Source organism: Caldococcus noboribetus (genome assembly GCF_055389385.1).
The window spans coordinates 946,808-972,294 of the sequence record NZ_AP042475.1 but is presented as its reverse complement, the minus strand read 5'-3'; the positions used below and the strand labels follow the sequence as shown (position 1 = coordinate 972,294).

Annotated in this window: 32 protein-coding genes and 1 tRNA gene; 25 read left to right on the top strand and 8 right to left on the bottom strand. The window is 50.9% G+C overall.

Going from position 1 to position 25,487, the window contains the following annotated elements; genetic code table 11:
* The first annotated feature begins 31 nt into the window (after window positions 1-31).
* The 15 genes from ACZ5GQ_RS05065 to ACZ5GQ_RS04995 all read left to right on the top strand — a co-directional run bounded on the left by ACZ5GQ_RS05065 (window position 32) and on the right by ACZ5GQ_RS04995 (window position 8,623).
* Complete coding sequence (locus ACZ5GQ_RS05065; RefSeq protein ID WP_498856097.1) at window positions 32-808, top strand: PIN domain-containing protein; 777 nt, start codon at window positions 32-34, stop codon at window positions 806-808.
* A 71-nt stretch (window positions 809-879) separates the two neighbouring features.
* Window positions 880-1,464, top strand: coding sequence for a vWA domain-containing protein (locus ACZ5GQ_RS05060; protein WP_498856096.1), 585 nt, complete (start codon window positions 880-882; stop codon window positions 1,462-1,464).
* A 42-nt stretch (window positions 1,465-1,506) separates the two neighbouring features.
* Window positions 1,507-1,713 carry a DUF5622 domain-containing protein gene (locus ACZ5GQ_RS05055; protein ID WP_498856095.1) on the top strand — a complete coding sequence of 69 codons (207 nt, stop codon included), beginning with the start codon at window positions 1,507-1,509 and terminating at the stop codon, window positions 1,711-1,713.
* A gap of 60 nt (window positions 1,714-1,773) precedes the next feature.
* Entirely contained in the window at window positions 1,774-2,322 is a 549-nt protein-coding gene (locus ACZ5GQ_RS05050; RefSeq protein ID WP_498856094.1) for a 50S ribosomal protein L6, read from the top strand.
* Entirely contained in the window at window positions 2,322-2,456 is a 135-nt protein-coding gene (locus tag ACZ5GQ_RS05045; protein ID WP_498856093.1) for a hypothetical protein, read from the top strand. Before ACZ5GQ_RS05050 ends, ACZ5GQ_RS05045 begins: the two co-directional genes overlap by 1 nt.
* A gap of 20 nt (window positions 2,457-2,476) precedes the next feature.
* Window positions 2,477-2,710 carry an eL32 family ribosomal protein gene (locus ACZ5GQ_RS05040; RefSeq protein ID WP_498856092.1) on the top strand — a complete coding sequence of 78 codons (234 nt, stop codon included), beginning with the start codon at window positions 2,477-2,479 and terminating at the stop codon, window positions 2,708-2,710.
* Window positions 2,711-2,712: 2 nt separating this feature from the next.
* Window positions 2,713-3,177, top strand: a complete 465-nt coding sequence (locus ACZ5GQ_RS05035; RefSeq protein WP_498856091.1) for a 50S ribosomal protein L19e — start codon at window positions 2,713-2,715, stop codon at window positions 3,175-3,177.
* Window positions 3,174-3,812 carry a 50S ribosomal protein L18 gene (locus tag ACZ5GQ_RS05030; protein WP_498856090.1) on the top strand — a complete coding sequence of 213 codons (639 nt, stop codon included), beginning with the start codon at window positions 3,174-3,176 and terminating at the stop codon, window positions 3,810-3,812. The genes ACZ5GQ_RS05035 and ACZ5GQ_RS05030 overlap by 4 nt, the downstream gene beginning before the upstream one ends.
* Window positions 3,809-4,462: a 30S ribosomal protein S5 gene (locus tag ACZ5GQ_RS05025; protein WP_498856089.1), complete on the top strand. Its 654-nt coding sequence runs from the start codon at window positions 3,809-3,811 to the stop codon at window positions 4,460-4,462. The genes ACZ5GQ_RS05030 and ACZ5GQ_RS05025 overlap by 4 nt, the downstream gene beginning before the upstream one ends.
* Before the next feature lie 6 nt (window positions 4,463-4,468).
* A complete protein-coding gene (locus tag ACZ5GQ_RS05020) occupies window positions 4,469-4,942 on the top strand; it encodes a 50S ribosomal protein L30 (protein WP_498856088.1) in 474 nt (157 codons plus the stop codon).
* A 53-nt stretch (window positions 4,943-4,995) separates the two neighbouring features.
* Window positions 4,996-5,496, top strand: coding sequence for an uL15 family ribosomal protein (locus ACZ5GQ_RS05015; protein WP_498856087.1), 501 nt, complete (start codon window positions 4,996-4,998; stop codon window positions 5,494-5,496).
* Window positions 5,493-6,092, top strand: coding sequence for a DEAD/DEAH box helicase family protein (locus ACZ5GQ_RS05010; RefSeq protein ID WP_498856086.1), 600 nt, complete (start codon window positions 5,493-5,495; stop codon window positions 6,090-6,092). The genes ACZ5GQ_RS05015 and ACZ5GQ_RS05010 overlap by 4 nt, the downstream gene beginning before the upstream one ends.
* Window positions 6,080-6,583: a CDP-2,3-bis-(O-geranylgeranyl)-sn-glycerol synthase gene (locus ACZ5GQ_RS05005; RefSeq protein ID WP_498856085.1), complete on the top strand. Its 504-nt coding sequence runs from the start codon at window positions 6,080-6,082 to the stop codon at window positions 6,581-6,583. Before ACZ5GQ_RS05010 ends, ACZ5GQ_RS05005 begins: the two co-directional genes overlap by 13 nt.
* 132 nt (window positions 6,584-6,715) lie before the next feature.
* Window positions 6,716-7,867 (top strand): fructose-1,6-bisphosphatase, encoded by a 1,152-nt coding sequence (fbp, locus tag ACZ5GQ_RS05000; protein ID WP_498856084.1) that lies wholly within the window; start codon window positions 6,716-6,718, stop codon window positions 7,865-7,867.
* A gap of 78 nt (window positions 7,868-7,945) precedes the next feature.
* A complete protein-coding gene (locus ACZ5GQ_RS04995; RefSeq protein WP_498856083.1) occupies window positions 7,946-8,623 on the top strand; it encodes a triose-phosphate isomerase in 678 nt (225 codons plus the stop codon).
* Here ACZ5GQ_RS04995 and ACZ5GQ_RS04990 read toward each other — a convergent pair.
* Together ACZ5GQ_RS04990 and ACZ5GQ_RS04985 are read right to left on the bottom strand one after the other, a co-directional pair.
* Window positions 8,607-8,984 carry a helix-turn-helix domain-containing protein gene (locus ACZ5GQ_RS04990; RefSeq protein ID WP_498856082.1) on the bottom strand — a complete coding sequence of 126 codons (378 nt, stop codon included), beginning with the start codon at window positions 8,982-8,984 and terminating at the stop codon, window positions 8,607-8,609. The two genes, ACZ5GQ_RS04995 and ACZ5GQ_RS04990, sit on opposite strands and share 17 nt — an antisense overlap.
* Before the next feature lie 71 nt (window positions 8,985-9,055).
* Window positions 9,056-10,087 (bottom strand): acyl-CoA dehydrogenase family protein, encoded by a 1,032-nt coding sequence (locus tag ACZ5GQ_RS04985; RefSeq protein WP_498856081.1) that lies wholly within the window; start codon window positions 10,085-10,087, stop codon window positions 9,056-9,058.
* A 76-nt stretch (window positions 10,088-10,163) separates the two neighbouring features.
* Between ACZ5GQ_RS04985 and ACZ5GQ_RS04980 the strand changes: the two genes are divergently transcribed.
* Window positions 10,164-10,745, top strand: coding sequence for a 50S ribosomal protein L16 (locus ACZ5GQ_RS04980; protein ID WP_498856080.1), 582 nt, complete (start codon window positions 10,164-10,166; stop codon window positions 10,743-10,745).
* Window positions 10,746-10,834: 89 nt separating this feature from the next.
* On the opposite strand, the gene ACZ5GQ_RS04975 is transcribed toward ACZ5GQ_RS04980, so the two are convergent.
* Window positions 10,835-11,161 carry a hypothetical protein gene (locus ACZ5GQ_RS04975; RefSeq protein WP_498856079.1) on the bottom strand — a complete coding sequence of 109 codons (327 nt, stop codon included), beginning with the start codon at window positions 11,159-11,161 and terminating at the stop codon, window positions 10,835-10,837.
* A gap of 323 nt (window positions 11,162-11,484) precedes the next feature.
* Here ACZ5GQ_RS04975 and glyA point away from each other — a divergent pair, with 323 nt between their 5' ends.
* The 4 genes from glyA (at window position 11,485) to ACZ5GQ_RS04955 (ending at window position 15,199) form a co-directional block, all read left to right on the top strand.
* Window positions 11,485-12,786, top strand: coding sequence for a serine hydroxymethyltransferase (glyA, locus tag ACZ5GQ_RS04970; protein WP_498856078.1), 1,302 nt, complete (start codon window positions 11,485-11,487; stop codon window positions 12,784-12,786).
* A 212-nt stretch (window positions 12,787-12,998) separates the two neighbouring features.
* Window positions 12,999-13,940 carry an ABC transporter ATP-binding protein gene (locus ACZ5GQ_RS04965; protein WP_498856077.1) on the top strand — a complete coding sequence of 314 codons (942 nt, stop codon included), beginning with the start codon at window positions 12,999-13,001 and terminating at the stop codon, window positions 13,938-13,940.
* Between the two features lie 12 nt (window positions 13,941-13,952).
* Window positions 13,953-14,927, top strand: coding sequence for an ABC transporter ATP-binding protein (locus ACZ5GQ_RS04960; RefSeq protein WP_498856076.1), 975 nt, complete (start codon window positions 13,953-13,955; stop codon window positions 14,925-14,927).
* Between the two features lie 14 nt (window positions 14,928-14,941).
* A complete protein-coding gene (locus ACZ5GQ_RS04955) occupies window positions 14,942-15,199 on the top strand; it encodes a hypothetical protein (protein ID WP_498856075.1) in 258 nt (85 codons plus the stop codon).
* Window positions 15,200-15,243: 44 nt separating this feature from the next.
* On the opposite strand, the gene ACZ5GQ_RS04950 is transcribed toward ACZ5GQ_RS04955, so the two are convergent.
* Together ACZ5GQ_RS04950 and ACZ5GQ_RS04945 are read right to left on the bottom strand one after the other, a co-directional pair.
* Window positions 15,244-15,331: transfer RNA gene (locus ACZ5GQ_RS04950), tRNA-Leu, on the bottom strand.
* A gap of 73 nt (window positions 15,332-15,404) precedes the next feature.
* Window positions 15,405-16,121: a CdvA-like protein gene (locus ACZ5GQ_RS04945; protein WP_498856074.1), complete on the bottom strand. Its 717-nt coding sequence runs from the start codon at window positions 16,119-16,121 to the stop codon at window positions 15,405-15,407.
* 123 nt (window positions 16,122-16,244) lie between these two features.
* Between ACZ5GQ_RS04945 and ACZ5GQ_RS04940 the strand changes: the two genes are divergently transcribed.
* From ACZ5GQ_RS04940 to rgy, 3 genes are all read left to right on the top strand, one after another.
* Complete coding sequence (locus ACZ5GQ_RS04940) at window positions 16,245-16,925, top strand: Snf7 family protein (protein ID WP_498856073.1); 681 nt, start codon at window positions 16,245-16,247, stop codon at window positions 16,923-16,925.
* A gap of 141 nt (window positions 16,926-17,066) precedes the next feature.
* Window positions 17,067-17,792, top strand: a complete 726-nt coding sequence (locus tag ACZ5GQ_RS04935; protein ID WP_498856072.1) for a TrmB family transcriptional regulator — start codon at window positions 17,067-17,069, stop codon at window positions 17,790-17,792.
* A 120-nt stretch (window positions 17,793-17,912) separates the two neighbouring features.
* The gene (gene rgy / locus ACZ5GQ_RS04930) at window positions 17,913-21,560 is read left to right on the top strand and encodes a reverse gyrase (RefSeq protein WP_498856071.1); all 3,648 of its coding nucleotides are present in this window, start codon (window positions 17,913-17,915) and stop codon (window positions 21,558-21,560) included.
* Here rgy and panB read toward each other — a convergent pair.
* Together panB and ACZ5GQ_RS04920 are read right to left on the bottom strand one after the other, a co-directional pair.
* Window positions 21,546-22,409, bottom strand: coding sequence for a 3-methyl-2-oxobutanoate hydroxymethyltransferase (gene panB / locus ACZ5GQ_RS04925; protein WP_498856070.1), 864 nt, complete (start codon window positions 22,407-22,409; stop codon window positions 21,546-21,548). The genes rgy and panB overlap by 15 nt on opposite strands.
* Window positions 22,370-23,296, bottom strand: coding sequence for a ketopantoate reductase family protein (locus tag ACZ5GQ_RS04920; protein ID WP_498856069.1), 927 nt, complete (start codon window positions 23,294-23,296; stop codon window positions 22,370-22,372). The genes panB and ACZ5GQ_RS04920 overlap by 40 nt, the downstream gene beginning before the upstream one ends.
* Before the next feature lie 136 nt (window positions 23,297-23,432).
* Here ACZ5GQ_RS04920 and ACZ5GQ_RS04915 point away from each other — a divergent pair, with 136 nt between their 5' ends.
* Window positions 23,433-23,699, top strand: a complete 267-nt coding sequence (locus tag ACZ5GQ_RS04915; RefSeq protein ID WP_498856068.1) for a ribonuclease P subunit p25 family protein — start codon at window positions 23,433-23,435, stop codon at window positions 23,697-23,699.
* Window positions 23,700-23,773: 74 nt separating this feature from the next.
* On the top strand, window positions 23,774-24,184 hold the full coding sequence (locus ACZ5GQ_RS04910; protein ID WP_498856067.1) for a translation initiation factor IF-5A: 411 nt from the start codon (window positions 23,774-23,776) through the stop codon (window positions 24,182-24,184).
* A gap of 198 nt (window positions 24,185-24,382) precedes the next feature.
* Here the strand turns inward: ACZ5GQ_RS04910 and ACZ5GQ_RS04905 are convergent, their stop codons facing one another.
* The gene (locus tag ACZ5GQ_RS04905) at window positions 24,383-25,339 is read right to left on the bottom strand and encodes a transcription initiation factor IIB (protein ID WP_498856066.1); all 957 of its coding nucleotides are present in this window, start codon (window positions 25,337-25,339) and stop codon (window positions 24,383-24,385) included.
* Window positions 25,340-25,487 lie beyond the last annotated feature (148 nt).

Here is a 25,487-nt window from a genome sequence, read left to right as displayed (position 1 = left end):
CTTCAGGTAAACCTGTGAGAGGGCCTCTGTATTGGTAACCAACATAGAGATTTCGGGGTTCACCGAAGAGGTTCTGGAGACCCTAGTGAAAGCAGGCATCTATGGAAGCAAGACAGAAGCTATAAGGGATGCCATAAGGAGGCTCCTGGAGAGCTACGACCTTAAAGAAATATCCCTTAGGGCCTACAAGAACGGGGGCATCAGCTTTCAGTTAGCGGTAGAGATAAGCGGCCTCAGCATGGATGAGCTAACGTGGTACTTTCTCTCAAGGGACACCGCCCCGCTGCTTGGATCTGACGACGCCTCCGAGGTTGCGGCGGGAGAGGAGCAGCTAAAGTCTAGGGGTTCCCTCACCTTCGATCTATCATCGCTTTATGCGGTTCTTGAGTTGAATGCGCTGGACCTCCTCTCGCAACTGGGCAAGAAGCTCTCCATACCATCTAAGACTATGGAAAGAGCTAAGGCCCTAGTGCTGAGGCTCTCCAAGGCTAAGGGTATTGTATATACGCTGAACAACTTCGACGTAGTTAATGTGAACAAGTCACTTATGGAGTTCTCAAGAAGGAATGGCATATCGCTCCAGGAGGCGCACTCCATTTACATAGCCAAGAAGCTAAACGGCGTCCTAGTCAGCGACGATGCTAAGACCAGGCAGGTTTCAAGGTCGTACGGGGTTCCTGCTGTTCCTACGCTCTCCCTTTTATCCTATGCCAGGTCCCAAGGGTTTGTAAGTGACAAGTACTTTAAGGAGTTAGTGGTAAAAATGGCTACAATACCTTTTATGGTTCCCAAGGACTTCATAAGCTAGTGGATAATCATGGGATGGTCCTTTAAGGCTTATTACTGTGATATTGTAGTAAAGAAGAAGGTACTTGGGTATTGAGTGTCAAGACCTACCAGAAGGGCCTGGGCCTCGCACTGGTGATAGCCATAGATAGTAGTGCCAGCATGCTGCTAAAAGACGTGAAGCCTAATAGGTTGGAGGCTGCAAAGAGAAGCGCAATTGTAATAATTAGGAGCGTCATAGGAAGCGGCATTCCAACGTTGGTTGGTGTAATCTCCTTCTATGGCAACTCCTTTCCGGTGATGGATCTTACGGATAGTGTGGAGGAACTTGAGGAGGCAGTCAACTCAATAAGGGTCTCAGGTAAAGCTACAAACCTAAGCATGGCTGTGAAGGACGCGTTCTACATGTTTAAGGACTCGCCGCCTGGCTACTCAAGGAGGCTCATAGTGATAAGCGATGGTGACTTTAACGAGGGACCTGGACCTGACGAGGTTCAGTTCCTTGCCAAGTCCAGTGGCATGAGGATAGACTTCCTAGTAATAGGTAACTCGCAGCATGTAAAGTCTGACCAGATCGCCAAGCTTGCTAGCATAACGGGAGGCAAGGTGGTCTACGCCAGGTCCCTTGAGGAGGCAATAAAGAATGCCTACAAGATAGCCATAGGCGAGACTCCTTAGCTTTTTAAATTGCTCAGGCCCTTTAGGCCTGGTGCAAATGGCATGGGAGATAAGAGGAACAAGGTGGTCTTTATATTCATGGGGAAGGGCAAGGGGTACCTCAAGGTCAGACTCTTTAGAAAGAGAAAGGAAGAGGACCCTGACAGAGTGGTCGTACTTGGCAGGGTTGAGAAGCCCCTTCCAGGGTACCAGGTAATAAGGCTTGAAGAGCTGGAGGCGACTGTCAGGGAGAAGCTTGAGAAGGCTTAGAACGCTTAAAAAGTAGGCTTCAGCCAAGGGAGCGAGGAGCTGATAGGCAGGTGCTGAAGGTTGCCAAAGGCGCTCTACGTCAAGAGGGAGGTTGAGGTTCCGCAGGGCGTGACGGTGAAGATAGAGGGCCTTAAGGTCACTGTGAAGGGGCCTAAGGGCGAGGTTCAGAAGGACTTCTCTCACGCCAGGGGCTTAGAGCTGAGGCTTGAAAACAACAAGGTTATAGTAGAGGCCAGGCTCGCGGACACTAAAACTAAGGCGTTAGTAGGTACCGTGGCTGCGCATGTAAAGAATATGATAACAGGCGTTTCCAAGGGCTTTAGGTATAAACTTAAGATAATATCAACCCACTTCCCTATAACCGTCAAGGTTGAGAAGAGCAGAGTTGTGATAAGTAACTTCCTAGGGGAGAAGGCCCCACGCTATGCTACAATAATGCCTGGCGTCACAGTGAAGGTACAGGGGCAGGACATAATAGTTGAGGGAAGCGATGTAGAGGCGGTTGGCCAGACCGCGGCTAACATTGAGAGAGCAACGCATATATCTGACTTTGATCGCAGGAAGTTCATGGATGGCATATTCATATACTCAAGGGAGGTGGCCAGCTGATGGCCTTAGAACAGCTAAAGGAGAGGAGGAGGGTGCAGGCTCTCATAAGGAGGAAGCTGAGGCTCCACTTTATAAGGTACCTCTCGTGGCGCCTGAAGAGAGTAGATGAGTCCTGCGCAAGCCTAAGGGAATAGACAACAAGCTAAGACTTCAGGTGAAGGGCTTTGGAAGGCTCGTTAAGGTGGGCTACGGCTCCAGCTCCGAGATCAGGGGAAGACACCCTTCGGGGCTCATACCAGCCGTAGTTTCATCTATAAAGGACATTGAGGGCCTTAGCCCAAGCACTCACATAGTTTATATTTCCGCTAAGGTCGGGCTGAGGAAGAGGCTCCAGCTGCTTAAGGAGCTCAGGAAGAGGGGCTTTAAGGTAGCCAACGGTGGTGAGTGATCATGGACTACAGGCTTCAGAGGAGGCTGGCTGCTGAGATATTGGGCGTCGGCGAGAGCCGGGTGTGGATAAGTCCAAACCCTGAGGACAGGGAGGACATAGAGGGAGCCGTCACAAAGGACGACGTTAGGTCACTGATAAACAGGGGGCTCATAAAGGCGCTTCCTGCTAAGGGAAACGCCCACAGATGGCTTGAGAGAAAGGAGAAGAGGTCCGAGGGCCACAGGAGAGGTCCTGGAAAGAGAAAGGGAACAGCGTTCTCGCGCACGGACCCAGAGACCATGTGGGTCAACAAGGTTCGTAAGATGAGGGCCTACATAAGGTGGCTTAGGGATCACGGCATGTTGAGCAAGAAGGACTACAGAACGCTTTACACGCTTATTAAGGGCAACAGGTTTGCAAGCCTATCAGACCTAAGGAGGTACGCAGAGTCAGCAGGCATGATCAAGGGAGGTGGGGCCAAGTGAAGGGAGGTCCTAATTACAGGGTTCCGCTGAGGAGAAGGAGGGAGGGCAAGACTAACTACTACAAGAGGTTCGCACTCCTTAGCTCAAAGAAGCCCAGAATGGTAGTTAGAATATCGAACAAGTACATATGGGTGCAGTTCATTCAGTTCGACCTTAAGGGGGACCGTGTCATAGCTGCGGCACACTCGAGGGAGCTAGCTAAGCTCTATGGCTGGAAGGGAAGCGGCAAGAGCGAGTGCGCCGCTTACCTAACTGGTTTCCTCGCTGCAGCAAGGGCTCTGGAGAAGGGCATTAAGGAAGCGGTACTAGACATAGGCCTTCACAGGCCAACGCCGGGAGGGAGAGTGTTTGCAGCCCTTAAGGGTGCCATAGATGCTGGCGTGCAGGTACCACACAGCGACGAGGTCTTGCCCTCGGATGAGAGGATAAGGTGCGAGCACGTGGCCTCATATGCAGCTGAGCTGAACAAGAACGACCCAGAGAAGTATAAGAAGCTCTTCTCGGCGCAGCTTGCTAGGCTGCCGCCAGAGGAGATGCCTAAGAACTTTGATGAAGTTCTAGAAAATATAAAGAAGGCCTATAAGACAGTCCTGGAGGCTGCCAGAGGAGCCGAGCAGGCGGTGATGGAGAAGTGAGTGAGCAGACAAGTGCACCAGGTCCAAGCACTCCCCAGGTGGAGGAGTGGACGCCGAAGACTAAGGTAGGTCAGCTTGTAAAGGAGGGCAAAATAGCCTCCATAGATGAGATATTTAGGAGGAATTTGCCGATATTAGAGCCAGAGATCGTTGACGTCCTACTGCCAAACCTACAGACAGAGGTGCTGGACATATCTCATGTCCAGAAGATGACCGACGCTGGAAGGGTCACGAGGTTCAGGGTAGTAGTTGTAGTAGGTAATAGGGACGGGTATGTCGGCATAGGGAAGGGCAAGGCAAGGCAGCTCAGGGAGGCCCTAGACAAGGCTATCAGGAACGCCAAGCTTAACATAACCCCGGTTAGGAGGGGCTGCGGCAGCTGGGAGTGCACGTGCGGAGAGCCCCATAGCGTGCCCTTCGTAGTTGAGGGCAAGAGCGGCAGCGTGAGGGTTATACTCAAGCCAGCCCCTAAGGGCACGGGTCTCGTTGCTGGCAACATAGCCAAGGTAGTGCTCTCAATGGCTGGCCTCAGGGACGTGTGGTCCCAGACGTTTGGAGAGACTAGGACAACTTACAACTTTGCAAGAGCCGTGTACATGGCGCTTCGCAACACCTACAAGGTGGTCACTTACCAGGACTGGACGAGGTGAGCAGGTATGGCTTACCTTATAATAAGGATACGGGGCGAGCCTGACCAGAGGCCCGAGGTCAGGGCAACTCTTAACGAGCTGAGGCTGCGGAGGATATTCACAGCTGTAGTGTACCCAGACAACATGCAGGGCATAAAGGAGATGCTAAGGAAGGCCCAGCAGGCTATTACTTGGGGTGAGGTCTCGCCTGACGTTCTAGCCAGCCTGATAGCCAAGAGAGGCAGGCTGGTGGGAGATAAGCCAATAACTGATGAGTGGGTAAAGGAAAAGCTCAAGCTCAGCGGCATAAGGGAGCTCGCAGAGAAGGTTTCAAACAACGAAATTAAGTATTACAAGCTCGACGAGGTCGGAGTTAAGCCCTTCTTCAGGCTTCACCCGCCCAGCGGCGGCTTCAAGAGGTCGGTTAAGAAGCTGTACCCTGCTGGGGAGCTGGGCTATCGCGGCAAGGAAATAAATGACTTGGTCCTCAGGATGTTCTGAGCTCCCTAACTTTTTAATCCCCTTTCCTTAGTGTGGTAGGTGGCTGAGCTGACATGACCTGGACAATACCAAGGGCTCGTAAGAAGGTTAGAAAACTAAGGGGAAGGACTCGCTCAATGAGCTGGGGCCGCATAGGGCAGCATAGGAAGACGGGCAAGAAAGGAGGTAGAGGAGCCGCAGGCATGGGTAAGCACAAGAAGAGCTGGATGCTCAAGTATGCCCCAGACTGGTTCGGCACAAGGGGCTTCAGAAACCCCACGAGCAGAGGTGAACTTAACACTATAGACCTGGAAGGCCTTGATAGGATAGCGGCTGACCTAGCAGCCAAGGGCCAGGCTAAAGTAGAGGGCGGGCTCATAGTTATAGACCTTAAGGCCTTGGGCTACGAGAAGCTGCTTGGAAGAGGAAGGCTTACAAGCAAGGTTAAGGTAATAGTGCCTATGGTCAGCGAGAAGGCGGTCCAGAAGGTTAAGGAGGCAGGCGGGTTGGTGGTCACAGAGGAGGCGAGCGAGGGCTCGGCAGGGCAAGGCGACGGGGAGAATGAGGGCCAGTGAGCGGCTCCTGCAGGCCCCTTTCACCTCTTCCTAAGGAGCTTTCTGAGCTTATTGATAACGACAGGTTTGTAGTGGTCTATGGCCCCTTTGGCACTGGGAAGACTAGGCTGGCCTTCGAGGTCGCCAGGCATTTCATGTCAAAAGGCCACGAAGTAAGGCTACTAGCTACGGAGCCAGGCACTTTGTCCTATGCTAGGAACGTAGTGACATGCGTGCCCTACATTACTATATTGACAGCCGACCAGCTAGTGAGCGAGGTCGTTAGGGCCGCGGCGGAGGGCACGAAGATAATAGTAGACTCCATAAACTGGCCTTTCAGGTCACTGCAGGGAGAGTACCCGCTTAGGCTGCTCTCTTTCGTCTCGGCTATCATGAGGCAGGCGGGAGGTTTTGCAGTAGGTCAGGTAGCTGAGGTGGAGGGCGGCGAGTTTGAGATGTCTCTAGGAAGGTGGGTCTTGCCGTGGGCCGACGCTATAGCGTACACAAACAGGATAATGTGCAAGAGGGGACCCTGCGTGGCTCTAACATTTATCAAGCCGTTCATCAGTACGCTCATATTTGAGCTGAAGAAGGAGGGTGTTGAATGGGTGGCCTGATCTTTTCGCTGCTAGTTATGTTGGAGTACATAGCGCCGGCCATGGTAGCTAACGGGACCCCCGTGATACTTCATGGACCGCCGCCTATAGACTTTGGAAAGAGGCTGCCGGACGGCAGAAGGATCTTTGGTGATGGAAAGACCTGGGGAGGCCTCCTAGCTGGCGTAACTTCTGGAACATTCATAGGGGTCATAGAGTGGCCCATCCTGGGCCCCCTACATATAGTCTATGCGGCCCTGGCGTCCGTGGGCGCCATGTGCGGCGATCTCTTCGGCTCATTCATTAAGAGGAGAATGGGCCTTGAAAGGGGGGCTGAGGCCCCAGTCCTTGACCAGCTGGGATTTTATGTCTTCGCGCTACTGTTCCTCTACGTGGGAGGCATAGCGTTTCCCATATACGCTGAGCTTATATGGGCCGTCATAATATATGCGCTTCATCGTACGACAAACTGGGCAGCCTATAAACTAAGGCTTAAGTCAGTCCCCTGGTAGCCGCTATTGTTAATTGTGACTAGTAAGATGTTAAACGACCCCTACCGAACCGACGTTATCAAAGCCCTATAGGTCTCACGTTTCAAAAATAGAAATATAAGAGCGACCTGCACCAAATTCATGGGGATTCTGGTGTCATCTGGTGGAGCTAAGACTACTCTGAGCGTGATAAAGGCTGACATTGGAAGCATTGCAGGGCATCATAAGGCTCACCCAGACACGTTACTTGCCGCTTCAAGGATTCTGGCTGAGGGCAAGAAGAAGGGCATAATAGCGGATTTCTATGTTACTGCAATAGGTGACGACATTCAGCTTATAATGACGCACTTCAGGGGCGTTAACGATCCTCAGGTCCACGAGCTTGCGTGGGATGCATTTAAGGAGGCGACATCTGTGGCTAAGGACCTGGGTCTATATGCAGCTGGCCAAGATCTGTTAAGCGATACGTTCAGCGGCAACGTAAGGGGACTGGGGCCCGGGGTTGCGGAGCTGGAGTTTAACGAGAGACCCTCGGAGCCGGTCGCGATATTCATGGCTGATAAGACCGAGCCCAGCGCCTTTAACCTGCCCCTCTACAAGATATTTGCTGACCCATTTAACACTGCAGGGCTCGTCATAGACCCCAAGATGCATAACGGCTTCGTGTTTACGGTATTAGACCTTTATGAGGGTAGGGCAGTTGATCTCTCGACTCCTGAGGAGCTTTACGACCTGCTTGCGCTCATAGGCACTACGTCAAGGTATGTTATAAAATACGTCCATAGGAAGGATGGCGAGCCTGCGGCTGTCGTCAGTTCAGAAAGGCTTAACCTGATAGCGGGCAAATACATAGGTAAGGACGATCCGGTAATGATAGTTAGGCTCCAGTCAGGCTTCCCCGCGCTTGGGGAGGTGCTTGAGGCTTTCTCGTTCCCCCACCTGGTGGCCGGTTGGATGCGTGGCAGCCACTTTGGTCCACTTATGCCAGTAGGCCTTAAGGACGCAAAGATGACAAGGTTTGATGGGCCCCCGAGGGTGCTGGGCCTCGGTTTTAACATAAAGGCCGGCAGGCTCGTGGGTCCCGTGGACCTCTTTGATGATGTAGCCTTTGACGAGGTGAGAAGGCAGGCTATGGAAGTAGCTGATTATATGAGGAGACATGGTCCATTCATGCCGCATAGGCTAGGCCCCGATGAGATGGAATACACTACACTACCTGACGTTCTAAAGCGCCTTGAGAGTAGGTTCAGGCCATTCGACCTTGGTTATAAGCCAATTATAAAGCACGAGGACATGCTGGAGTGATCGCCGCTATGTGAGCAAGTCTTGGAAAACCTAAAGCCCTTTTAGGAGGTTCGCTTTAATTTCAACCTGTGACCAGGAATGTCCAGGCTAGTCTTTGCTGTAAACTTTAAGGCTTATGAGACGGCCTTTAATGAGAAGTCACTGGAGATAGCTAGGGAGGCGTCTAGGGTCTCGTCGAGGTATAACAACGTCCGAGTAATTCTCATAGTACCTGCAGCGATCGTATCAAAAATGCTTCAAATATATGATGATATCTATGTTGAGCACGTAGATCCAGTGGACTATGGAGCTTACACTGGCTACCTGCCAGCTAAGGCGGCTAGGCTGCTTGGAGTCAAGGGTGTCCTAGTAAACCACAGCGAGCACAAGATGATCTATAGAGACGTAGCCAAGGTTGTTGAAACAGCATCAAGGGATGGCCTTGAGACCATGGCATGTGCTGACACGCCTGGCGAGGCTGCAGGGCTGGCTTATCTGAGGCCCACCTACATAGCGATTGAGCCGCCAGAGCTCATAGGCACCGGGATATCAGTTTCTAAGGCTAAACCCGAAGTCATCACTGAGGGCGTTAAGGCTGTGAAGGCAGTGGCTGATATACCTGTGCTGGCAGGCGCCGGCATCACTTACAGGGAAGACGTTATACGCGCGGTCCAGCTTGGCGCCAGCGGCATACTGCTGGCCAGCGCTGTTATGAAAGCTGCAGATCCAGGCAAGGCGATTGATGAGTTTGTCGACGCGCTCAGCTCTGCTGCATGACTGTTTGAGGCCCTTCAACCTCCTTAGCCTTGGACTCTATGAGCCTCTCAACCTCGTCAAGGCTCTTCCTGCACTCGTCTAGCATCGCCAGTAACTTGTTAATGTTGAGTTTGACTAGCTTTCTCGGTCTTCCTCTCCCTTCTATCTTGAGCTTGCTTGTAGTAACTATTCCTAGGCCTGTCAGGTCATTTATTACCCTCAGGACAAGCGGATAGCTAACGTTAAGCTCCTTCGTTATATCCCTGACGCTTATCTCTTTGCGGTCAAGCAGCACCTCTATTATTTGCGCGGAGACCTCAGGATCAGGTACCGAGGCGCACTGAATTAAGGCCTTCAGATACTTTAATGTTTTACCTTCCACTTCTAGTCCCGTGTCGCACTTTTCAAAGGGAACTTATTAATTTTTCTCTTTTAAATATTAAGACTTAGAACCTAGGGGTTGACGCCCCTGTACTTCTTAACGGCTAGGTCACCTATGAAGTCATAGAGAACCTCCCTGGCCCCTGCGCCTATGTCCAGCATCCTGGCGTCCCTGGCAAGCCATTCAAGCCTTGACCCTCTTGAGAAGCCTACGCCACCCATTATCTGTATCGCTGTCCACGTAGCCTTTTGAGCTACCTCGGCCCCAAGTAGCTTAGCCATAGCTGCATCGTATGGATCTAGGCTTCCCTTCTCAGCCTTATCTATAGCATCTTTTATAAGGGCGTCAAGGGCCCTAGACCTAATTTCCAGGTCAGCCAACATCCACCTTATGCCCTGAAACTCTCCCAGCTCCTTGCCGAATATGACCTTTCTTAGCGCCCTGGGGCCCGCCTCCTCTAGAGCCCCCTCCTTTATGCCGAGGCCTATCATGCCGTATCCCAGCCTCTCATAGTTGACCGTCTCGAGCGCCTCCCTGATGCCTTTGCCGGGGGTTCCGACTCTGATGCCGTGAGAGCCATTGAACTTAACTCTTGAAACGCCGGCACCTCTGAACGTGAATAGGTCCTGAACTTCAACTTCAACGGAGGAGTCTCTAGTAACCATGTACAGGGTCGGCCCTTTAGGACCATTAGCAAGAACTAAGAACCTGTCAGCGTAGGCGGCGTTGCTGGCAAAGACCTTCTCGCCAGTAACTATAGCTTCATCTCCCCTTTCCTCAGCTACAGTCTTCAGGTTGGCCTTTATGTCAGTGCCTCCTCCGGGCTCGGTTATGCAGATTGAGTATACGTGGCCCTCCTCCTTAAACCTGAGGGCTACAGTAGATGATGACATTATTATGTGCGCTACCGCTGGGCTCCACTTGGAGGCCTCCCTCACAATATCGTACACGGACCTCATACCAAGGGACACAGAGTTAAAGGCCCCGGCCGAGGACAGCCTATCTATGAAATCCCTATCAACTAAGTTTTTATCATCTATTTCCTTTGCCTTGGCGGGTAACAGCTCGTTAAGCACCTTTAATACTTCTTCTTTTGAGGTCATGTCGAACACCCATATGATTAGGCTTCAAACTAATATTTAAAGTCCAACCAAGAAGCTATCTGGAGGGCGAAGCGCTATGCCCATGAGGCCTGGTCGCTGTTACTCTCACATAACTAGTCAGCCCTATACTAGGAAGGAGTACATACATGGAGCTCCACAGCCAAAAATATCAAAGTTCACCGCTGGGACTCCGGCGGTCCAGAACAACTATGAGGTGAGAGTTCAACTTATATCGCTTGAGAGAGGCCAGATAAGGTCTAACGCCCTGGAGTCCGCGAGGCTTATGGCCTCTAAGTACCTCACAACAACCGTGGGGGATCCAAACTACTTCCTCGTGGTGAGGAGTTACCCACATCAGGTCATAAGGGAGAATAAGATGATGGCCTTCGCAGGTGCCGACAGGCTTCAGGATGGCATGAGGCTCTCGTTCGGAACTCCCGTTGGTGTGGCTGCAGTTGTAGACATAGGTGACGCGATAATCGACGTATATGGCAGGGCATCAGATCTAGATAAGATAAAGGAAGCCCTCCGGAGGGCTGCCTCTAAGATACCCCAGAGAACCCGTATCGTGATAAAGGAGATAAGGACCCGGAAGGAGGCCACGCAGGAGGCGGCCAGAGAACCTCAAAGTGGCTCAGGTTCAATGGCCAATTCTTAGGTTATGTACATATCCTTCATTGCGCCCTTTTAGCGTGTGGCCATCAGTAACAACTATTACATCATTATGTAGTAATGCCAACGAAAGTTCTAGGCCGCTACCGAGGGGTGCTGTTGGGTGCTGGTAAGGATGAGCTCTGAGCTGCTAGGTCCACTTAGTGCTGCATTCTCTATGGCAGCTTGAATGATCTCTTCCACGAGCTCGCTATATGACTTGAGTGGGTCAACTCTTATCTCTTTATCGCCTACAACTATAGTCGGATCCTCCGCTGTCTGGATAGGTGCTGCTAGATGGCTGTTTATTTCGACAAATACCATGAGCGAGTACTCTCTCCTTAACACAGCAGCGGCATCGAAGGCCGCCTTCACTATCATATCATCGTCCCATGGCGACTCGTTGACTACCAGGTTAAGCATTTCCCCACACCCGGGTAGTCGGAAACCCCTTACTCCAACCGGAATACTTGTTCATAAGGTATATTTATTATATAAGGGCTCGTAATCCGGCGTTTCTGGGCGAGGCTAACTAAAACGTAAAATATGACTACCATGTTAAAATGATGCTTTATCAGTACGGTATACTTTTAATCAAAGTATCAGAACCTGTCTGTAGCCTAACGTTATTTTTCAACGCTTATCATGTTATCGCGCATTTACATTTACACCTCAAGGCCACCTAGAGGTGGGATATTGATACACATAATAACTCGCGGTGGCTATTCACTTGTGAGTGAGGAAGATTGATAGACAGGGATACCTTTGTCAGGATCTTTGAGCTGACAAACTCTCAAAACGTGTGGAGGTTAAAGGAGACTATAAACCTTATAGCAAGCGAGAACGTTATGAGCCCTGCCGCCATGGCAGTTTACATTAATGACTTTATGCACAGGTATGCAGAAGGTAAGCCATTTAAGAGGCACTACCAGGGCACCAAGTACATAGATGAGCTTGAGGTCCTCGCAGACAAGCTCATGGGTGAGCTTATGGACACTGACATGGTCGACCTGAGGCCCATAAGCGGCACCATAGCTAACGCTGCCGTGTTCAGGGTGCTTGCGGCCCCAGGCGAACAGGCGGTCATAGCGCCAGTCCAGGCGGGCGCCCACGTAAGCCACACTAAGTTCGGCACGCTCGGAGCCCTTGGCATCAAGCAGATAGAGCTGCCCTACGATGAGGAAAGGATGAACGTAGACGTGGACAAGGCCGTCAAAGTAATAGAGCAGGTAAAGCCTAAGTTCGCAGTTCTGGGAGGCAGCGTCTACCTTTTCCCACACCCAGTTAAGGAAATAGCCGACGCCGTTCACTCGGTTGGCGGCAAGCTAGTGTATGATGCAGCGCACGTACTTGGGCTTATAGTAGGTAAGGCATGGGAAAACCCGCTTAAGCATGGCGCGGACGTCGTCACAGCGTCAACGCATAAGACGTTCCCAGGCCCCCAGGGAGGGGTCATATTCTTCTCTGACGAGGCCGCATACAAGGAGGTCGGGAAGACTATATTCCCATGGTTTGTAAGCAGCCACCACCTGCACAGGATACCTGCCACTGCGGTTGTAGCTCTAGAAATGAAGGAGTATGGCCACAGCTACGCTGAACAGATAACTAGGAATGCGAAGAAACTTGCTGAGGCCCTCGCAGAGAGGGGGTTCACCGTGCTTGGAGAGTCCATGGGATATACTATGAGCCACCAGGTTCTAGTCGACGTTTCAAAGCAGGGAGGCGGAGCTAAGGTCGCCGCTGAGCTAGAGCAGGCCAACATAATACTTAATAAGAACCTCCTCCCGCACGACCCACCTGAGGCCGTAAAGAACCCGAGCGGGCTAAGGATAGGAGTACAGGAAATGACAAGGTTTGGCATGAGGGAGTCTGAGATGGAAGTGATTGCAGACTTTATGGAGAGGGTGGTGATAAAAGGCGAGGATCCAGCTAAGGTAAGGGAGGAGGTTAAGCAGTTCAGGTCGCAGTTCACTAAGATACATTATGCCTACACGCTCGAGGATCTGCAGGGCATAACTTATATGGACGCTATAAAGCTCCTGGAGTGACCTTCCCGCCTTAAGCTCACATAAATAATAGTATACGTGTTTGTATTAAGATTTGTTGCCTGAGGTTAAAGTCTTGAATAGATGCTAATTAAACATGGCTTCGTTTTAGGTGGCTCTCCAGGTGCTTACAGTAAGAAACAGACCATTTGGCATAATAATTTAAAGTTCAGATCCGTAGCTGTAAAAAGGCCCCAAGAAGGAAGGGGAATTGCATGCCGCCTCTGCTTAAGGTGGAGAACCTTAAGATATACTTCCACATGCCAAGAGGCTACGTGAGAGCTGTAGATGACGTGAGCCTCGAGCTTGACGAAGGTGAAATAATAGGTGTGGCCGGAGAGAGCGGCAGCGGCAAGAGCACCCTAGCCCTAGGAATAATGAGGCTTATAATGCCCCCAGGGTTTATAGAGGGAGGCAACATATACTTCGAGGGCAACGAGATCCTGCACCTGCCTGAGAAGGTCTTTAACTCAGAGTACAGGTGGAAGAAAATAGCCATGGTCTTCCAGGGCTCTATGAATGGCTTCACGCCAGTTTATAAGATAAGGGATCAGATCAAGGAGGTTCTAGAGGTTCACGGCTACACTGGGGATCCTGACCAGCGGGTCAACGAGCTCATGAAAATGGTAAACTTAGACCCCTCAATAGCCGACAGGTACCCTCACGAGCTCAGCGGAGGCCAGAGACAGAGGGCGTTCATAGCTATGGCTCTGGCGCTTAACCCAAAGGTTCTGCTGGCTGACGAGCCCACCACGGCGCTCGACGTGATTACTCAGACGCACATAATAAACCTGCTTAAGCAGCTGAAGAAGGAGCTCAACATCTCAATACTTTTCATAACGCACGACCTGGCGCTTATGTCTATGTTGGCGGATAGAATTTATGTGATGTACGCTGGTAGGATAGTTGAGCACGCTACCACTGAAAACATAGTTAAGAGCGCGAAGCACCCGTATACTAAGCTTCTCATGGAGTCAGTCCCCGACCTAAGTAAGGACTATGTAAAGGGCATACCAGGCTCAATGCCTGACCTGGCAAGGCTTCCGCCTGGCTGCAGGTTCAGCACTAGGTGTCCCTTCGTAATGGACAGGTGCAAGGTAGAGGAGCCAAAGCTAAAGAGGGTTGGTGAGAACGATGTCGCATGCTGGCTTTATTGAGGGGTGATACTTATGGTGTCAAATGAGGTCTTAATAGAAACTCGTAACCTCAAGGTGTATTTCCAGAAAGGAGGCTTCCTTAGCAAGAAATCCTTTGTTAAAGCTGTAGACGACGTAACCATACAGATACGCAGGGGCGAGATACTAGGTCTTGTGGGCGAGAGCGGCAGCGGCAAGACAACCCTTGGCAGAACTACTATAGGCCTTCAGGCGCCAACCTCGGGGCAGGTCATATACTACGACAGTAAGGGAATGCCACACGAGATAACTCCCAAGAAGATAACTAAGGAAATCAGGAGGAAGCTCCAGATGATTTACCAGGACCCATTTTCATCGATAGATCCTTACATGAAGGTGTACGACGCTTTAAGGCAGCCTCTCTACTACGCCGGCGTTAAGGACTCAGCAGAGGCCACCGAGATCATTCATAAGGCTTTTGATGAGGTAGGGCTTCCATATGATCTCTTGTCGAACTTTGTATTCCAGCTCAGCGGAGGCCAGAGGCAGAGGGTGGCCATAGCCAGGGCCCTCATGTTAAATCCTGAGTACTTGGTTGCTGACGAGCCAGTGACTATGCTGGACGCTTCACTCAAGGGGCTCATAGTTGATGACCTGAAAAAGATAAACGCCGAGAGGGGCATATCCATACTATTCATAACCCACGAGCTTCCGATAGCAAAGGTTATCTCGCACAGAATAGCAATAATGTACCTAGGCAAGATAGTAGAGATAGGTCCAACCAAAAAGGTAATTGAGAACCCACTTCACCCGTACACGCAGGCTCTACTTCAAGCCTACCCAAGGCTGGATCCGAGCCTAAGGGATAAGATGATTAAGGTAAATGTCAAGGAGCTGGAGCTGGTTGTACCTAAGAGCGGCTGTAGGTTCCATCCCAGGTGCCCCTTCGCGATGGACAGGTGCAGGGAGGAGGAGCCGCAGCTTAAGGAGGTGGAGCCTGGCCACTTCGTGGCATGCTATCTTTACTAGGCTGGTGGCTTTTGTTGAAAGTATACTTCAGGTTCCTCATTGTTGGGTCAATAATGATGGGATTAACATATGTCCTCACAATAATAGCCATAAAGTATACGAGCCTTCCGTTGGAGGTATTGGCGTTTGCTATAGCCTTGGCGGGCGCCATGATACTCTTCAGAGGTCTTGCAGAGTTCTTGAGGGACGTGATTAGTGGCGAATACAAGAAGGAGAAGGGCGGCTCTAAGAAGCTCAAGGACTACTCTGATGAGGAACAGCAAGCTGAGTGAAGGCGTAGCCTTTCTCTTTTCCAATGAACTTAAGCAGGCGCCTGTGGTGCGGGGGGTGGGCTTCGAACCCACGCAGGCCTACGCCAACGGGTCTTGGGCCCGCCCCCTTTGGCCAGGCTCGGGCACCCCCGCACCATAAGAAGCTTGTAAGTGCGAGTGGAAATAAGGCCTTACTCTGGGCAGGACACGCCTAGCCGTTCACAAGTTAGGCCTCTATCTTAACCACCATGGTCTGCTGCGTGCTGGGACTTGGAGCCGCTGGGCTTGGAGTTGTTGAAGGCTGGGTCTGTAGAGCCTTCTGAACCTCGCCCTCACTGGCCAGCTGTATTACCTTATCTAACTTGTCCAGCAGGTCCTTAGCAGCCTTCTTCTCCTCGCTCAGGCTATCCTGAAGTTTTCTGAGATGATTCATGCTCTGCGTATACCCCCTTTCGCTGATCTCGCCGCTGAAGTAGGAGATCCCTATGGTAGCTATGGCCCTGGCGACTTTGAGGCTTTCGTCTTCTATTTCATTTATTCTAGAGTTTACGACCTTCTTGACCTCGTCAGCCTTGAGCTTGAGCGCCTTTATCTCGTCTTCAAGCTTTCTCTTCATGGGCTCTATCACTACGGCCGGAAGGTCATTCCTGCTGCTTATGTTCTCAATAGCTTTCCTCCTCTTGTAGGCCCTGTCAAGGTTCTCTATCACTTGTAGTATCTCGAACTTCCACTCCGGGGTTACTGTTACCTTGTCATCGCCAACCTTAACCCTTTCGCCCTCTATAACTTCAAGTGAGAGATCCTCGGACTTGACTATTATGGATGACACCTTGCCATCTATGTCGCTTTCAACTGCTATAAGCGTGCCGAGACTTCTGCCAAAGTCGTCAAACACTTCAGAACCTATGAACTTGGAGATTTCATCAACCTTAATTGCAGGCATTCGCTGCACCAGTGGGTCCTAGCTGGGCCATATATAAAACGTGGAAGCCCGCTTAACGTTGGCTGTTCCCCTTTAAGCCTATGTAGTCAAAGCACTGTGCGGAGCAAATCCCGGTGATAAGAAGTGAGCGGGATAGAGAACTGGCCCAAGAGGTGGAGCGAGGAGCCAAAGAGGGACACGATAGCTGAGAAGGTTAAGAACTTCATATCCCCGCCCCCGCCCCTGAAGAGGCAGATAATGATAGCGAGCTACAGGGTAGCCACACAGATGAACAAGCTAGACTACACGCTCAGCAAGCTGCAGGCCTACGACAGGCAGCTCTTCGAGAAGGTAGTCAACAGCCTCACTGAGGGGGACAGGAGCAGGGCCGCCATGTACGCTAACGAGGTCGCAGAGGTAAGAAGGATGACTAAGGTGATAATGACCGTCAGGTATGCTCTCGAGAAGGTCAAGCTGAGGCTCGACACGACGCTGATAATGGGTGACGTCAACGCCGACCTGGCGCCTGCCATAGTGGCCCTGAAGCAGGTGGCTGGGTACCTCAGGGGCACCATGCCTGACGTGTTCACTGACCTGATGGACATAGACGAGGAGCTGCAGACCGCAGTGACGCAGTACACAAGCGGGGCAGTGCCGATGCTTGACAATGAGTTCGTGACTGAGGAGGCGCAGAAGATACTGAAGGAGGCAAGCATAGTAGCGGAGCAGAGGATGAAGCAGGAGTTCCCAGAGCTGCCCTCCGTGGAGGGAGTTCCAACCTCCACGGGCCAGCAGGGGAGCGCAACGGCTGGGGCCTCAAAGTGAGGCCCTTTGGCCTCAGCCTCATTTAAGGTTATTTTATAATTATTCTTTAGATTTGTTGATAATAGCTAGACAATTCTGTTTCCTTTGTAGGAGTAGGAGATATTAGGTCTTTGCGGCATCAAATAAAGGGCAGGGCAAGGATTGAGCGGTGAGGACAACATAATAGAGGTGCTCAGGAGGGCCCTGGATCTAACGCTTTATGAGGCGAAGCTTTATGTGGCCCTCCTTCAAGGAGCTAAGGATCCAAAGGAGGCAAGCGCAATAAGCGGCGTGCCCCTCCCCAGAATATATGACGTTATAAGGGTCCTTGAGTCTAAGGGCATGGTTTATCGTGATCCAAGCGGTTGGTACAAAGCTATAAGCCCCCAGTCGCTGGCTGCAATGAGCATCATAAGGATAGAGGAGGAAATGAGGAGAAAGGTAAAGGATGTAGAGAGCGCGGTTAAGATGTTAGAGAAGTTTGACAAGAGACTTTCGTCCCCTCCGGCCACAGTGGTCAGGGGCCTCCTTAATGTGATAAGTGCCGCCGTAGATTATTTCAGGACTTCCTCGCTGGTTTACGTCACCGCTGTTTACGTGCTGGCAAATGGTGATTATCTGGGCAAGCTCGTCAGCTCCCTGGCCACATACATTTCTGACGTTAGAGTTCTAGCGAGCTTTACGCCTCAGCTTCCTCAGTCGCCCGGGGTTAAGCTGAAGAGCAACGTGGCCTCGCTCTATGCAGACTCTGTAGTCTCTAAGTCCTCATTAATGGTTATAGTTAAGGACCCTACAAACGATGAGCCTATGAGCCTCCTAGTTAACGACCCTGTACAGGCCAGCACTTCATTCAAAGCCCTCTCAGCCCTCTGGCAAGCAGCCCAGTAGATAGTGATTACTTAATGTATATCATTTAAATCAGCGAGTGGCTGTGCTGGTGGCGTGGCCTGTAAGCCTTAATACCCTAGCTTGTGAGAAACCTGAATACGGTATAATGGGAGAAAAGCTGTGCCCGCGCTACTGCCGATCTACGAGCGAATGTGTCCTAACTGCGGCAGGGAGATAACAGCAGACAGACTTGAGAAGGGGCTTCCTTGTACAGTTTGCCTCCCAAGAGAGCCTAAAAGCAGCGACATACTTGAGATAGGGCTTGAGCTGGCGAAGGAGGGCAAGTTAAAGGGTTATTCCTCGCTATATCTCATGGAAAAGAGCTTTCGTGAATTCTCGAAGTTCTTTGAGGAGAAATACGGTTTCAAGCTTTCAAGTGCTCAGAAGAGCTGGGCTAGGAGGCTCCTCTCAGAGGAGAGCTTCTCCATAGTGGCGCCAACAGGTGTTGGAAAGACCACCCTACTGATGGCTTACGCTGCCTTCAAGGTATTGCAGGAGAACTACAAAGTAATGTACCTTGTCCCGACAGAGAACCTGGTAGCGCAGACGGCTGAAAGGCTCGCTTCAATGTTGGGGGACAGGGTCGCCTTTTACTACAGCAGCCTTCCAAAGAACCAAAGAGGTCAAATGTTAGATAAGATAACAAAAGGGGACTATTCCGTTGTTGTGATAACTCCAGGCTTCATGGTAAAGAACTTTGACATGCTTAAGAAGCAGTCGCCGTTTAATCTAATGATAGTTGACGACGTTGATAGCCTGTTACGGAATAGCAAGAATATAGATAGAGCCCTGATACTCATAGGGTTTGACGAGGACTCCATAGCTACGGCGTTTAAGATAGTTCAGGAGAAACTTGAGCTGGCAACATTAGAGGCCTCTGGGAGGAGCGAGGAGAGGATCAGGCAGCTTCAGAGCGATATAAGTTCACTGTCGCTTAAGCTTAGCGAGAAGGTACTTGAAGGCCCTAAAGGCCAGCTAGTAATAGCGTCAGCCACTGGAAGGCCTAAAGGTGTAAAGCATCTCATATTTAGGGAGCTATTAGGCTTTGAAATAGGTGGCGGCACTGACTACCTCAGGAACGTCGTAGATACTTTTCTCATAACGAACTCGCCTGTGGAATTAGCCGTAAGCTTAGCTAAGAGACTTGGGAAGGGAGGCCTGATATTTGTCTCTCAAGCTTATGGGAAAGCTTATGTTAAGGAGCTCATGAGCAAACTCTCGGAGGCTGGGATCAGAGCCGTTCAGGCGATAAGTAACTCCAGGAGGGCAGTGGAGAAGCTCTCGTCAGGCGAGGCTGACATAGCCATAGGCCTTGCGAGCAGGTACGGTGCGCTGGTAAGGGGCATTGACCTGCCCGAGGTCATCCGTTATGCTTTATTCCTTGGGACTCCAGCAGTAAAGATAGAGCTCAAGACCGCCCTTCTCTCGCCCAGGAGGCTCCTCAGGGCCCTAATATTCCTTGAGGACAAAGATAGCAGCTTTAAGGAGTATAGGGAAAAGCTAGAGAACCTGCTCAAGAGCTTTAACGTCGAGAGTAACATATTGTCAGCCGCCATTAGGGGTGAAATAGAAGCTAAGGGAAAGCTGGAGGCGTTGAGGGAGCTCGTCCTGGAGGCCTCAGCTAAGGCGGTCGAGGAGTTCAACAAAATGATTACACAGGACGGGCAAGTTCTGAGGATAGGCACAATGGTGCTCAGGAGGGAGGGTTCATCAATATGGCTCTACTCGCCTGACGCGCCGTCCTATTTGCAGGCGAGCGGTAGAACCAGCAGGCTTTATCATGGAGCTATGACCAAAGGGCTCTCAGTCATAATCGACAGCATGAAGGAGCTTGTAGACGCTATGGAGGACAGACTTAGGTGGATGAGCCAGGCGACCTTCGTGGACTTCAACACTATAAATCTTGAGGACGTGATGCGCGAGATAGAGACCAGCAGGTCTGAGAAGGGCGAGAGAAAGCAGGTCAACATAGTGACGGAGCTTATAGTGGTGGAGTCGCCCACTAAGGCAAAGACCATAGCTAACTTCTGGGGCAGACCAGCGAAGAGGTCTGAAGGAAGGGTTAGCATATATGAAACTACGGTAGTTGACCAGGAAACAGGCACCGTGCACTTGATAACCATAACTGCATCTAAGGGTCACATATATGACCTTGTAATAGAGGGAAGCGACGAGGCCAACAACAGCCTCTTTGGGGTCAGGTTTAACAACGCTATACAGCCTGTCTACACTACAATAAAGAGGTGCCTCAGCTGCGGCTACCAGTTCACTGAAAACGTTGACAGGTGTCCAAGGTGCGGCTCAACTGCAATAATAGATTCTAAGGGCATAGCTGATACCCTGAGAAAGCTCGCAATGCAAGTCGACAGAGTAATCATAATGACAGATCCTGATAGGGAGGGGGAGAAGATAGCGTGGGACCTTTACCTTACGATGAGACCATATAACCAAAACATCTACAGAAGCGCATTTCATGAGGTGACTCCGAGAGCTTTTATGGAGGCCCTAAGGCATCCAGGCTCCATAGATGTAAACCTAGTGAACGCGCAGATCGCAAGAAGAATAGACGATAGGTGGATAGGCTTTGTGACTAGCCAGTACCTCTGGCTTAAGATGAACAAGAATTGGCTCGGGGCTGGAAGGGTTCAGACCCCGGTCCTGGGCTGGATAATAGACAGGTATAACGAGTACAAGGAGGTCATGGGCTATAAGGTCAGGGGCCTGCTGCCCTCTGGCACCCCAGTTATATTTTACACAAAATCAGACGAGGAGGCCGAGAACGCTTCAAAGCTCAACGTAGCAGTCGCCGTTACGGAGAAGGTGTGGACCGAGGACGTAAATCCGATGCCCCCATACACCACGGATGAGATGATCTTTGATGCTTCAGCCAAGCTTGGTTACTCGGCAGAGCTTACGATGAAGCTGGCTCAGGACCTCTTCTATTCAGGGCTAATAACATATCACAGAACAGACTCAACAAGGATTTCAGAGGCAGGCATGGCAGTTGCGAAGCAGTACCTTGAGTCTCATGGACTTGCCCAGTATTACAAGCCAAGAGGCTGGGGTACTGGCGGAGCTCACGAGGCCATAAGGCCCACGAGGCCCCTGAGCGCTGAGGAGGTTGAGAGGGCTATCCTTGATGGTTCCCTAAAGGTTCCTATAGCGCTTTCAGGTGCTCATTACAAGCTATATCAGCTAATATTTGAGAGGTTCATGGCAAGTCAGATGACTCCTGCAACGCTCGAGAAGGCCTCAGTGACGCTGAGGCTCGGTAGCCTCACTCAGACTATGGAGGTGGTGACGGCGGTAGTAAAGGAGGGCTTTACAGCGATAATGCGTCCAAAGATAGAGTCCTGGGTCCTGAGAGAGACTAATAAGGAGTATGAGGTTCCATTAACTAACGTGATTATGTTTAAGGGGAGTCTCATACAGCCTTACAGGAGCGGCGACCTTGTTATGCTGATGAAGAAGAAGAACATAGGAAGGCCGAGTACATACGCCAAAGTAATAGAGGCGAACTTAAGGCACGGGTACGTGATTGAGACTAAGAAGCTGAAGTTCTTAATACCGACTCGCCTCGGGATAGAGGTCTACAAGATGCTCGCTGGCTCGCCCTTTAGCGACATGCTAAATGAGGAGGCTTCAAGGAAGCTTGAGGAGAGCCTTGACGCTATAGAGTCTGGATCCCAGGACGCTGGAAGCTTTATAATGAGCGTTAGGGAGGAGCTGTTCAGAAAGCTCAGTGAAGCTAATCTAAGACTCAGGTGACGTGCTGCCGCGGAGCATATTTAGCAGTTTGTCGTACTCTCCATCCTTCATGTGCCAGTACATGCCATCTTGGGGGAACTTGCCGTTCTCTACGTCATCCTTATACGACTTTACTGCTGAGGCTATGACCTCCTTGAGATTTACGTACCTCTTGGCAAAGGGCGGCGAGCTTTCAGACAGCCCTAGTATATCATGAATTACCAGTACTTGACCATCACAGGAGGGGCCCGAGCCTATACATATAGTAGGCACCTTAACCCTCTTAGTGATCTCTGCGGCGACCTCAGAAGCTGTATACTCTATTACAATTGAGAAGGCGCCGGCCTCGGCTATAGCCTCTGCGTCATCAATTATCTCTTTCGCCTCCCCGGCCGTTTTGCCCATAAGCCTGTAGCCTCCCAGGAGCTTGTGTTTTTGAGGAGTTAAGCCTATATGACCCATGACTGGGATGCCGGCGCGTGTTAAAGCCTTAACTACATCTACGTACTCTGAACCTCCCTCAAGTTTAACTGCATCTGCGCCGACTCTGAGGAACTCGCCAGCATTTCTCACAGCTTCATTTACGTTTACCTCATAACTTAGGAATGGCATGTCAGCCACTAGCAGCGCCTTAGGCTGAGCCCTTGACACTGCTGCTGTGTGCCTTAGCATGTCATCCATGTCAACTTGCAGGGTTGAGGGGTTGCCGAGGACAGTCATAGAGAGGGAGTCTCCAACAAGTATTATGTCAACACCCGCCTCGTCGACGATCCTTGCAGTAGGGTAGTCGTAGGCTGTTATCATTACTATAGGCTTCTTGCCCTTGAGGCTTACGATCTTGCGCACGGTGACCTTCTCCCTCTCAGCCACCTAGAGGCCACCTCCACAGCCCTGTACACAGAGAGGTTTGCTACGGCGCGTACCTGTAAGCTTACTGAGGCGTTCCAGACAGCTAGGTTAATATACTTAAGCTCCGTCTCCCTGCCAGCTGCTAGGTCCTGGACTGTTGAGCTACAGTTGTCAGCCGTTTCGCTAGCAGTCCTATAGGTAGCTTCAACAGGATCATCATGGAGCTTTATGCCAAGTTGTGATGCCACGCTGCCCGTTTCCGTTGCAAGATCAGCAGCAAGATCTCTGGCGACTTCGTCCTTAATTATTACTTCATTTCTATCCCAGGAGAGTGCCGTGACAGGGTTTATGGCGCTGTTAACTGCCAGCTTAAGCCACCTTTCTGACTGAAAGTCATCGGGCGTGACTACTGTAGCGTCAAGGCTGCCAGCGTTTAAGGCCTCGGAGAGGTCCTTTAATAGAGCTATGTCGCAGCCCTTGCGACATCCAAGTATTACTCTCCTGCCCCCATTGTACTTAGATCTGCACCTGGACATCTTTGTAGCTCCATAATAGACTATGGCACCTGCAGCCCTACTTCCAGTGGTGTCTTCAAGAAGCTCGAGCGGGCCAAGACCATTGTGAGGGGAAATGTAGAGCTTAGCATTAAGTCTTACAGCCTCTTTTATGGCGCTCTCAGCATCGTATGCCTTAGTGAAGAGGATAACAATGTCATAGGGTCCTCTTGCTGAGTCCCAACCGCATACTGGTAGATGTCCCTTCCAAAGGCCCTCTACTTCAATATCCTCGCTGCTGCAGCCCTTCTTGGCCCTATCTATTATCTCAACTTCGGCGCCGCCCCTAGCAAGGGCAGCGGCGGTCACCGAGCCCGCGGCGCCGCACCCGCCAACTATAGCAATGCGAAGCAAAGCCCCTCAACCTAGTTCTAGCGCTGGGCTCCTAAAGCGACTATGCTTCGAGAAGGGGCCCTTCGAAGAAGGCGTAGGACCAAAGTCACAGTTAAGCTAAAAAGCCAGTAAATCCATAGTGGTTTTGGGAAATGCCATGGAGAGCAGGAGCAGAATAAATGTAACCTCAAGCAGTTCAGCTGAAGACTATGCTCTGCAGGCCATACTGGAATTTAACAAGGGCTTCAAACAGGTAGAGCTTTACGCAGATAGTGACAATGCCTGTAAGCTAGTAGATGTTTACTTAATAATGAAACAGAGGATGGGCGAGGCGCTTAGAGTCGTTTCAGCTGACATTGGATCGTCAAGGCCAAGAGGAAGGAACGCCGGCTACCTTAGTATAATCATTGAGAGGCTCGCTTAGTGAGCGGCAGCCTATGTCGCGGAGGAACCTTTTTAAAGAGAGAGCGGTAGGTAGGCTTTTGGGTGTAAGACAAAATGAGCGTTCAGTTTGCCACGTTGGGTGACCTAAAGAAAGGCAATTACATTGTAATTGATGGAGAGCCCTGTAGAATAGTTGAGATCACAAAGGCAAAGACCGGGAAACACGGCAGCGCTAAAGCCCACGTAGTTGCAATAGGCCTGTTCACCGGCACTAAGAAGACGCTGGTGGCGCCCACTGACACCCAGGTTCAGGTCCCAATAATTGAGAAGAGGAATGGACAGGTTCTCGCGGACCTGGGCGACTCAATTCAACTAATGGATTTAGAGACCTACGATACTATAGAGGTGGAGAAGCCTAAGGATGACCCTGAGCTCCTGGAGAGGCTCAAGCCGGGAGCTCAGATAGAGTACTGGCTAATAATGGGGAAGCCTAAAATTATGAGAACAAGGCCTGAGGAGAGCTGACGCCTTTTGACGGGCCTTCTCTCCAATATCACTGGAGTTGTAGAGGCGAACTTAAGGCAACTTTATGGCGAAAAGCTAAACAGTGCTCAGGGCTACGGATCTCAGTAATCTAATAATTTGAAGTCTTATTATGTGAGAGGTCAAGCCTATAGCTATTGTTACCCTTAACTAAAAAAGGCATAAAATGAGAAAAGGACGTTACTGAGTTTCTCCCTTAAGCTCATCTCCCACAAGCTCCTTGTACCTGTTTCTTACGGTGACTTCGGTAACGCCGGCCACGTGGGCTATTTCCTTCTGGGTCCTTCTTAGGCCGTTCTTCAGAGCGGCCAGGTAAACAGCTGCAGCTGCTAGGCCGCTCGGGTCTTTGCCGGCGGTAACTCCCTTGCTTCTGGCTTCTCTCAGTATCTTGGCAGCTTCAATGGTTATATAGTCCGGCAGGCCAAGGGCGCTTACTATCCTGCCTATGAATAGCTCTGGCTCTATGACAGGTATATCGACTCCTAGATCCCTCACAAGCAGCCTGTAGCACCTGGCGATCTCTCTCTTGACGTCGGCGTTTTTGCTGGGTAGGTTCTTAGCTATATCATCAATGGTGCAAGGTATCTTGAGCTTACGACAAGCGGCATAGAGAGTAGCAGCAACAACGCTCTCTATGCTCCTGCCTCTGGTGAGGCCCTTCTCAGTGGCGTCCCTGTAGAGCTTGGAGGCCTCCTCCTTAACTCCATCCGAGAGCTCCATTCTGGTGGCTATCTCGTCGAGTATTTTGAGGGCCTGGTTTATGTTCTTCTCGATGCCGCTTAGCGTCCTCCCCATCTTAAAGCTGCGCTGTAGTCTTAGGTTCTCTATCCTCCTGGAGAGCCCCCTTATCCTCTTACCGCTTCCCTCGTGGAACCCGCTTAGGTAAACATCAAGGCCCATGTTTGGCTTGGCAAGCGACAGCGGGCCTCCAACCCTGGTTCTCCTGGCCCTCTCGTCAGGCGTGTAGGCCCTCCACTCGGCCTCATCACCTATAACCTGCTCCTCTATAATCTCGCCAGTGTCAAGGCATATCCTGGCGCCAGTGTTAGGGTCATAAATTATGTGGTCAGGGGGGCACTTAGAGGACCTCTGAGAGGCTGCCTCGGAGTCCTTTTTAGGCTGTTCAGCGGCTGACACTCGCTGACCCCCCAAATACTTGCATCTATCTAGTTAGAAGAGCAAAGCTTATAAGCTCAGATGCTTGCCGCAATATCATGACTTCCGGAGCTGATATAACGCATAAATAGTAGTAAACGTTTATAAACACTTAACTTGCCGCTGAGGG

Excerpts from the sequence above, each read along its gene's own strand:
- ACZ5GQ_RS05035 (WP_498856091.1), top strand. The coding sequence starts at position 2,713 with ATGGACTACAGGCTTCAGAGGAGGCTGGCTGCTGAGATATTGGGCGTC.
- ACZ5GQ_RS04980 (WP_498856080.1), top strand. The coding sequence starts at position 10,164 with ATGCCCATGAGGCCTGGTCGCTGTTACTCTCACATAACTAGTCAGCCC.
- ACZ5GQ_RS04985 (WP_498856081.1), bottom strand. The coding sequence starts at position 10,087 with ATGACCTCAAAAGAAGAAGTATTAAAGGTGCTTAACGAGCTGTTACCC.
- ACZ5GQ_RS04965 (WP_498856077.1), top strand. The coding sequence starts at position 12,999 with ATGCCGCCTCTGCTTAAGGTGGAGAACCTTAAGATATACTTCCACATG.
- ACZ5GQ_RS04910 (WP_498856067.1), top strand. The coding sequence starts at position 23,774 with ATGAGCGTTCAGTTTGCCACGTTGGGTGACCTAAAGAAAGGCAATTAC.
- ACZ5GQ_RS04915 (WP_498856068.1), top strand. The coding sequence starts at position 23,433 with ATGGAGAGCAGGAGCAGAATAAATGTAACCTCAAGCAGTTCAGCTGAA.
- ACZ5GQ_RS05020 (WP_498856088.1), top strand. The coding sequence starts at position 4,469 with ATGGCTTACCTTATAATAAGGATACGGGGCGAGCCTGACCAGAGGCCC.
- ACZ5GQ_RS04995 (WP_498856083.1), top strand. The coding sequence starts at position 7,946 with ATGTCCAGGCTAGTCTTTGCTGTAAACTTTAAGGCTTATGAGACGGCC.
- ACZ5GQ_RS05005 (WP_498856085.1), top strand. The coding sequence starts at position 6,080 with ATGGGTGGCCTGATCTTTTCGCTGCTAGTTATGTTGGAGTACATAGCG.
- ACZ5GQ_RS04945 (WP_498856074.1), bottom strand. The coding sequence starts at position 16,121 with ATGCCTGCAATTAAGGTTGATGAAATCTCCAAGTTCATAGGTTCTGAA.
- ACZ5GQ_RS05045 (WP_498856093.1), top strand. The coding sequence starts at position 2,322 with ATGGCCTTAGAACAGCTAAAGGAGAGGAGGAGGGTGCAGGCTCTCATA.
- ACZ5GQ_RS05055 (WP_498856095.1), top strand. The coding sequence starts at position 1,507 with ATGGGAGATAAGAGGAACAAGGTGGTCTTTATATTCATGGGGAAGGGC.
- ACZ5GQ_RS05015 (WP_498856087.1), top strand. The coding sequence starts at position 4,996 with ATGACCTGGACAATACCAAGGGCTCGTAAGAAGGTTAGAAAACTAAGG.
- ACZ5GQ_RS04975 (WP_498856079.1), bottom strand. The coding sequence starts at position 11,161 with ATGCTTAACCTGGTAGTCAACGAGTCGCCATGGGACGATGATATGATA.
- ACZ5GQ_RS04960 (WP_498856076.1), top strand. The coding sequence starts at position 13,953 with ATGGTGTCAAATGAGGTCTTAATAGAAACTCGTAACCTCAAGGTGTAT.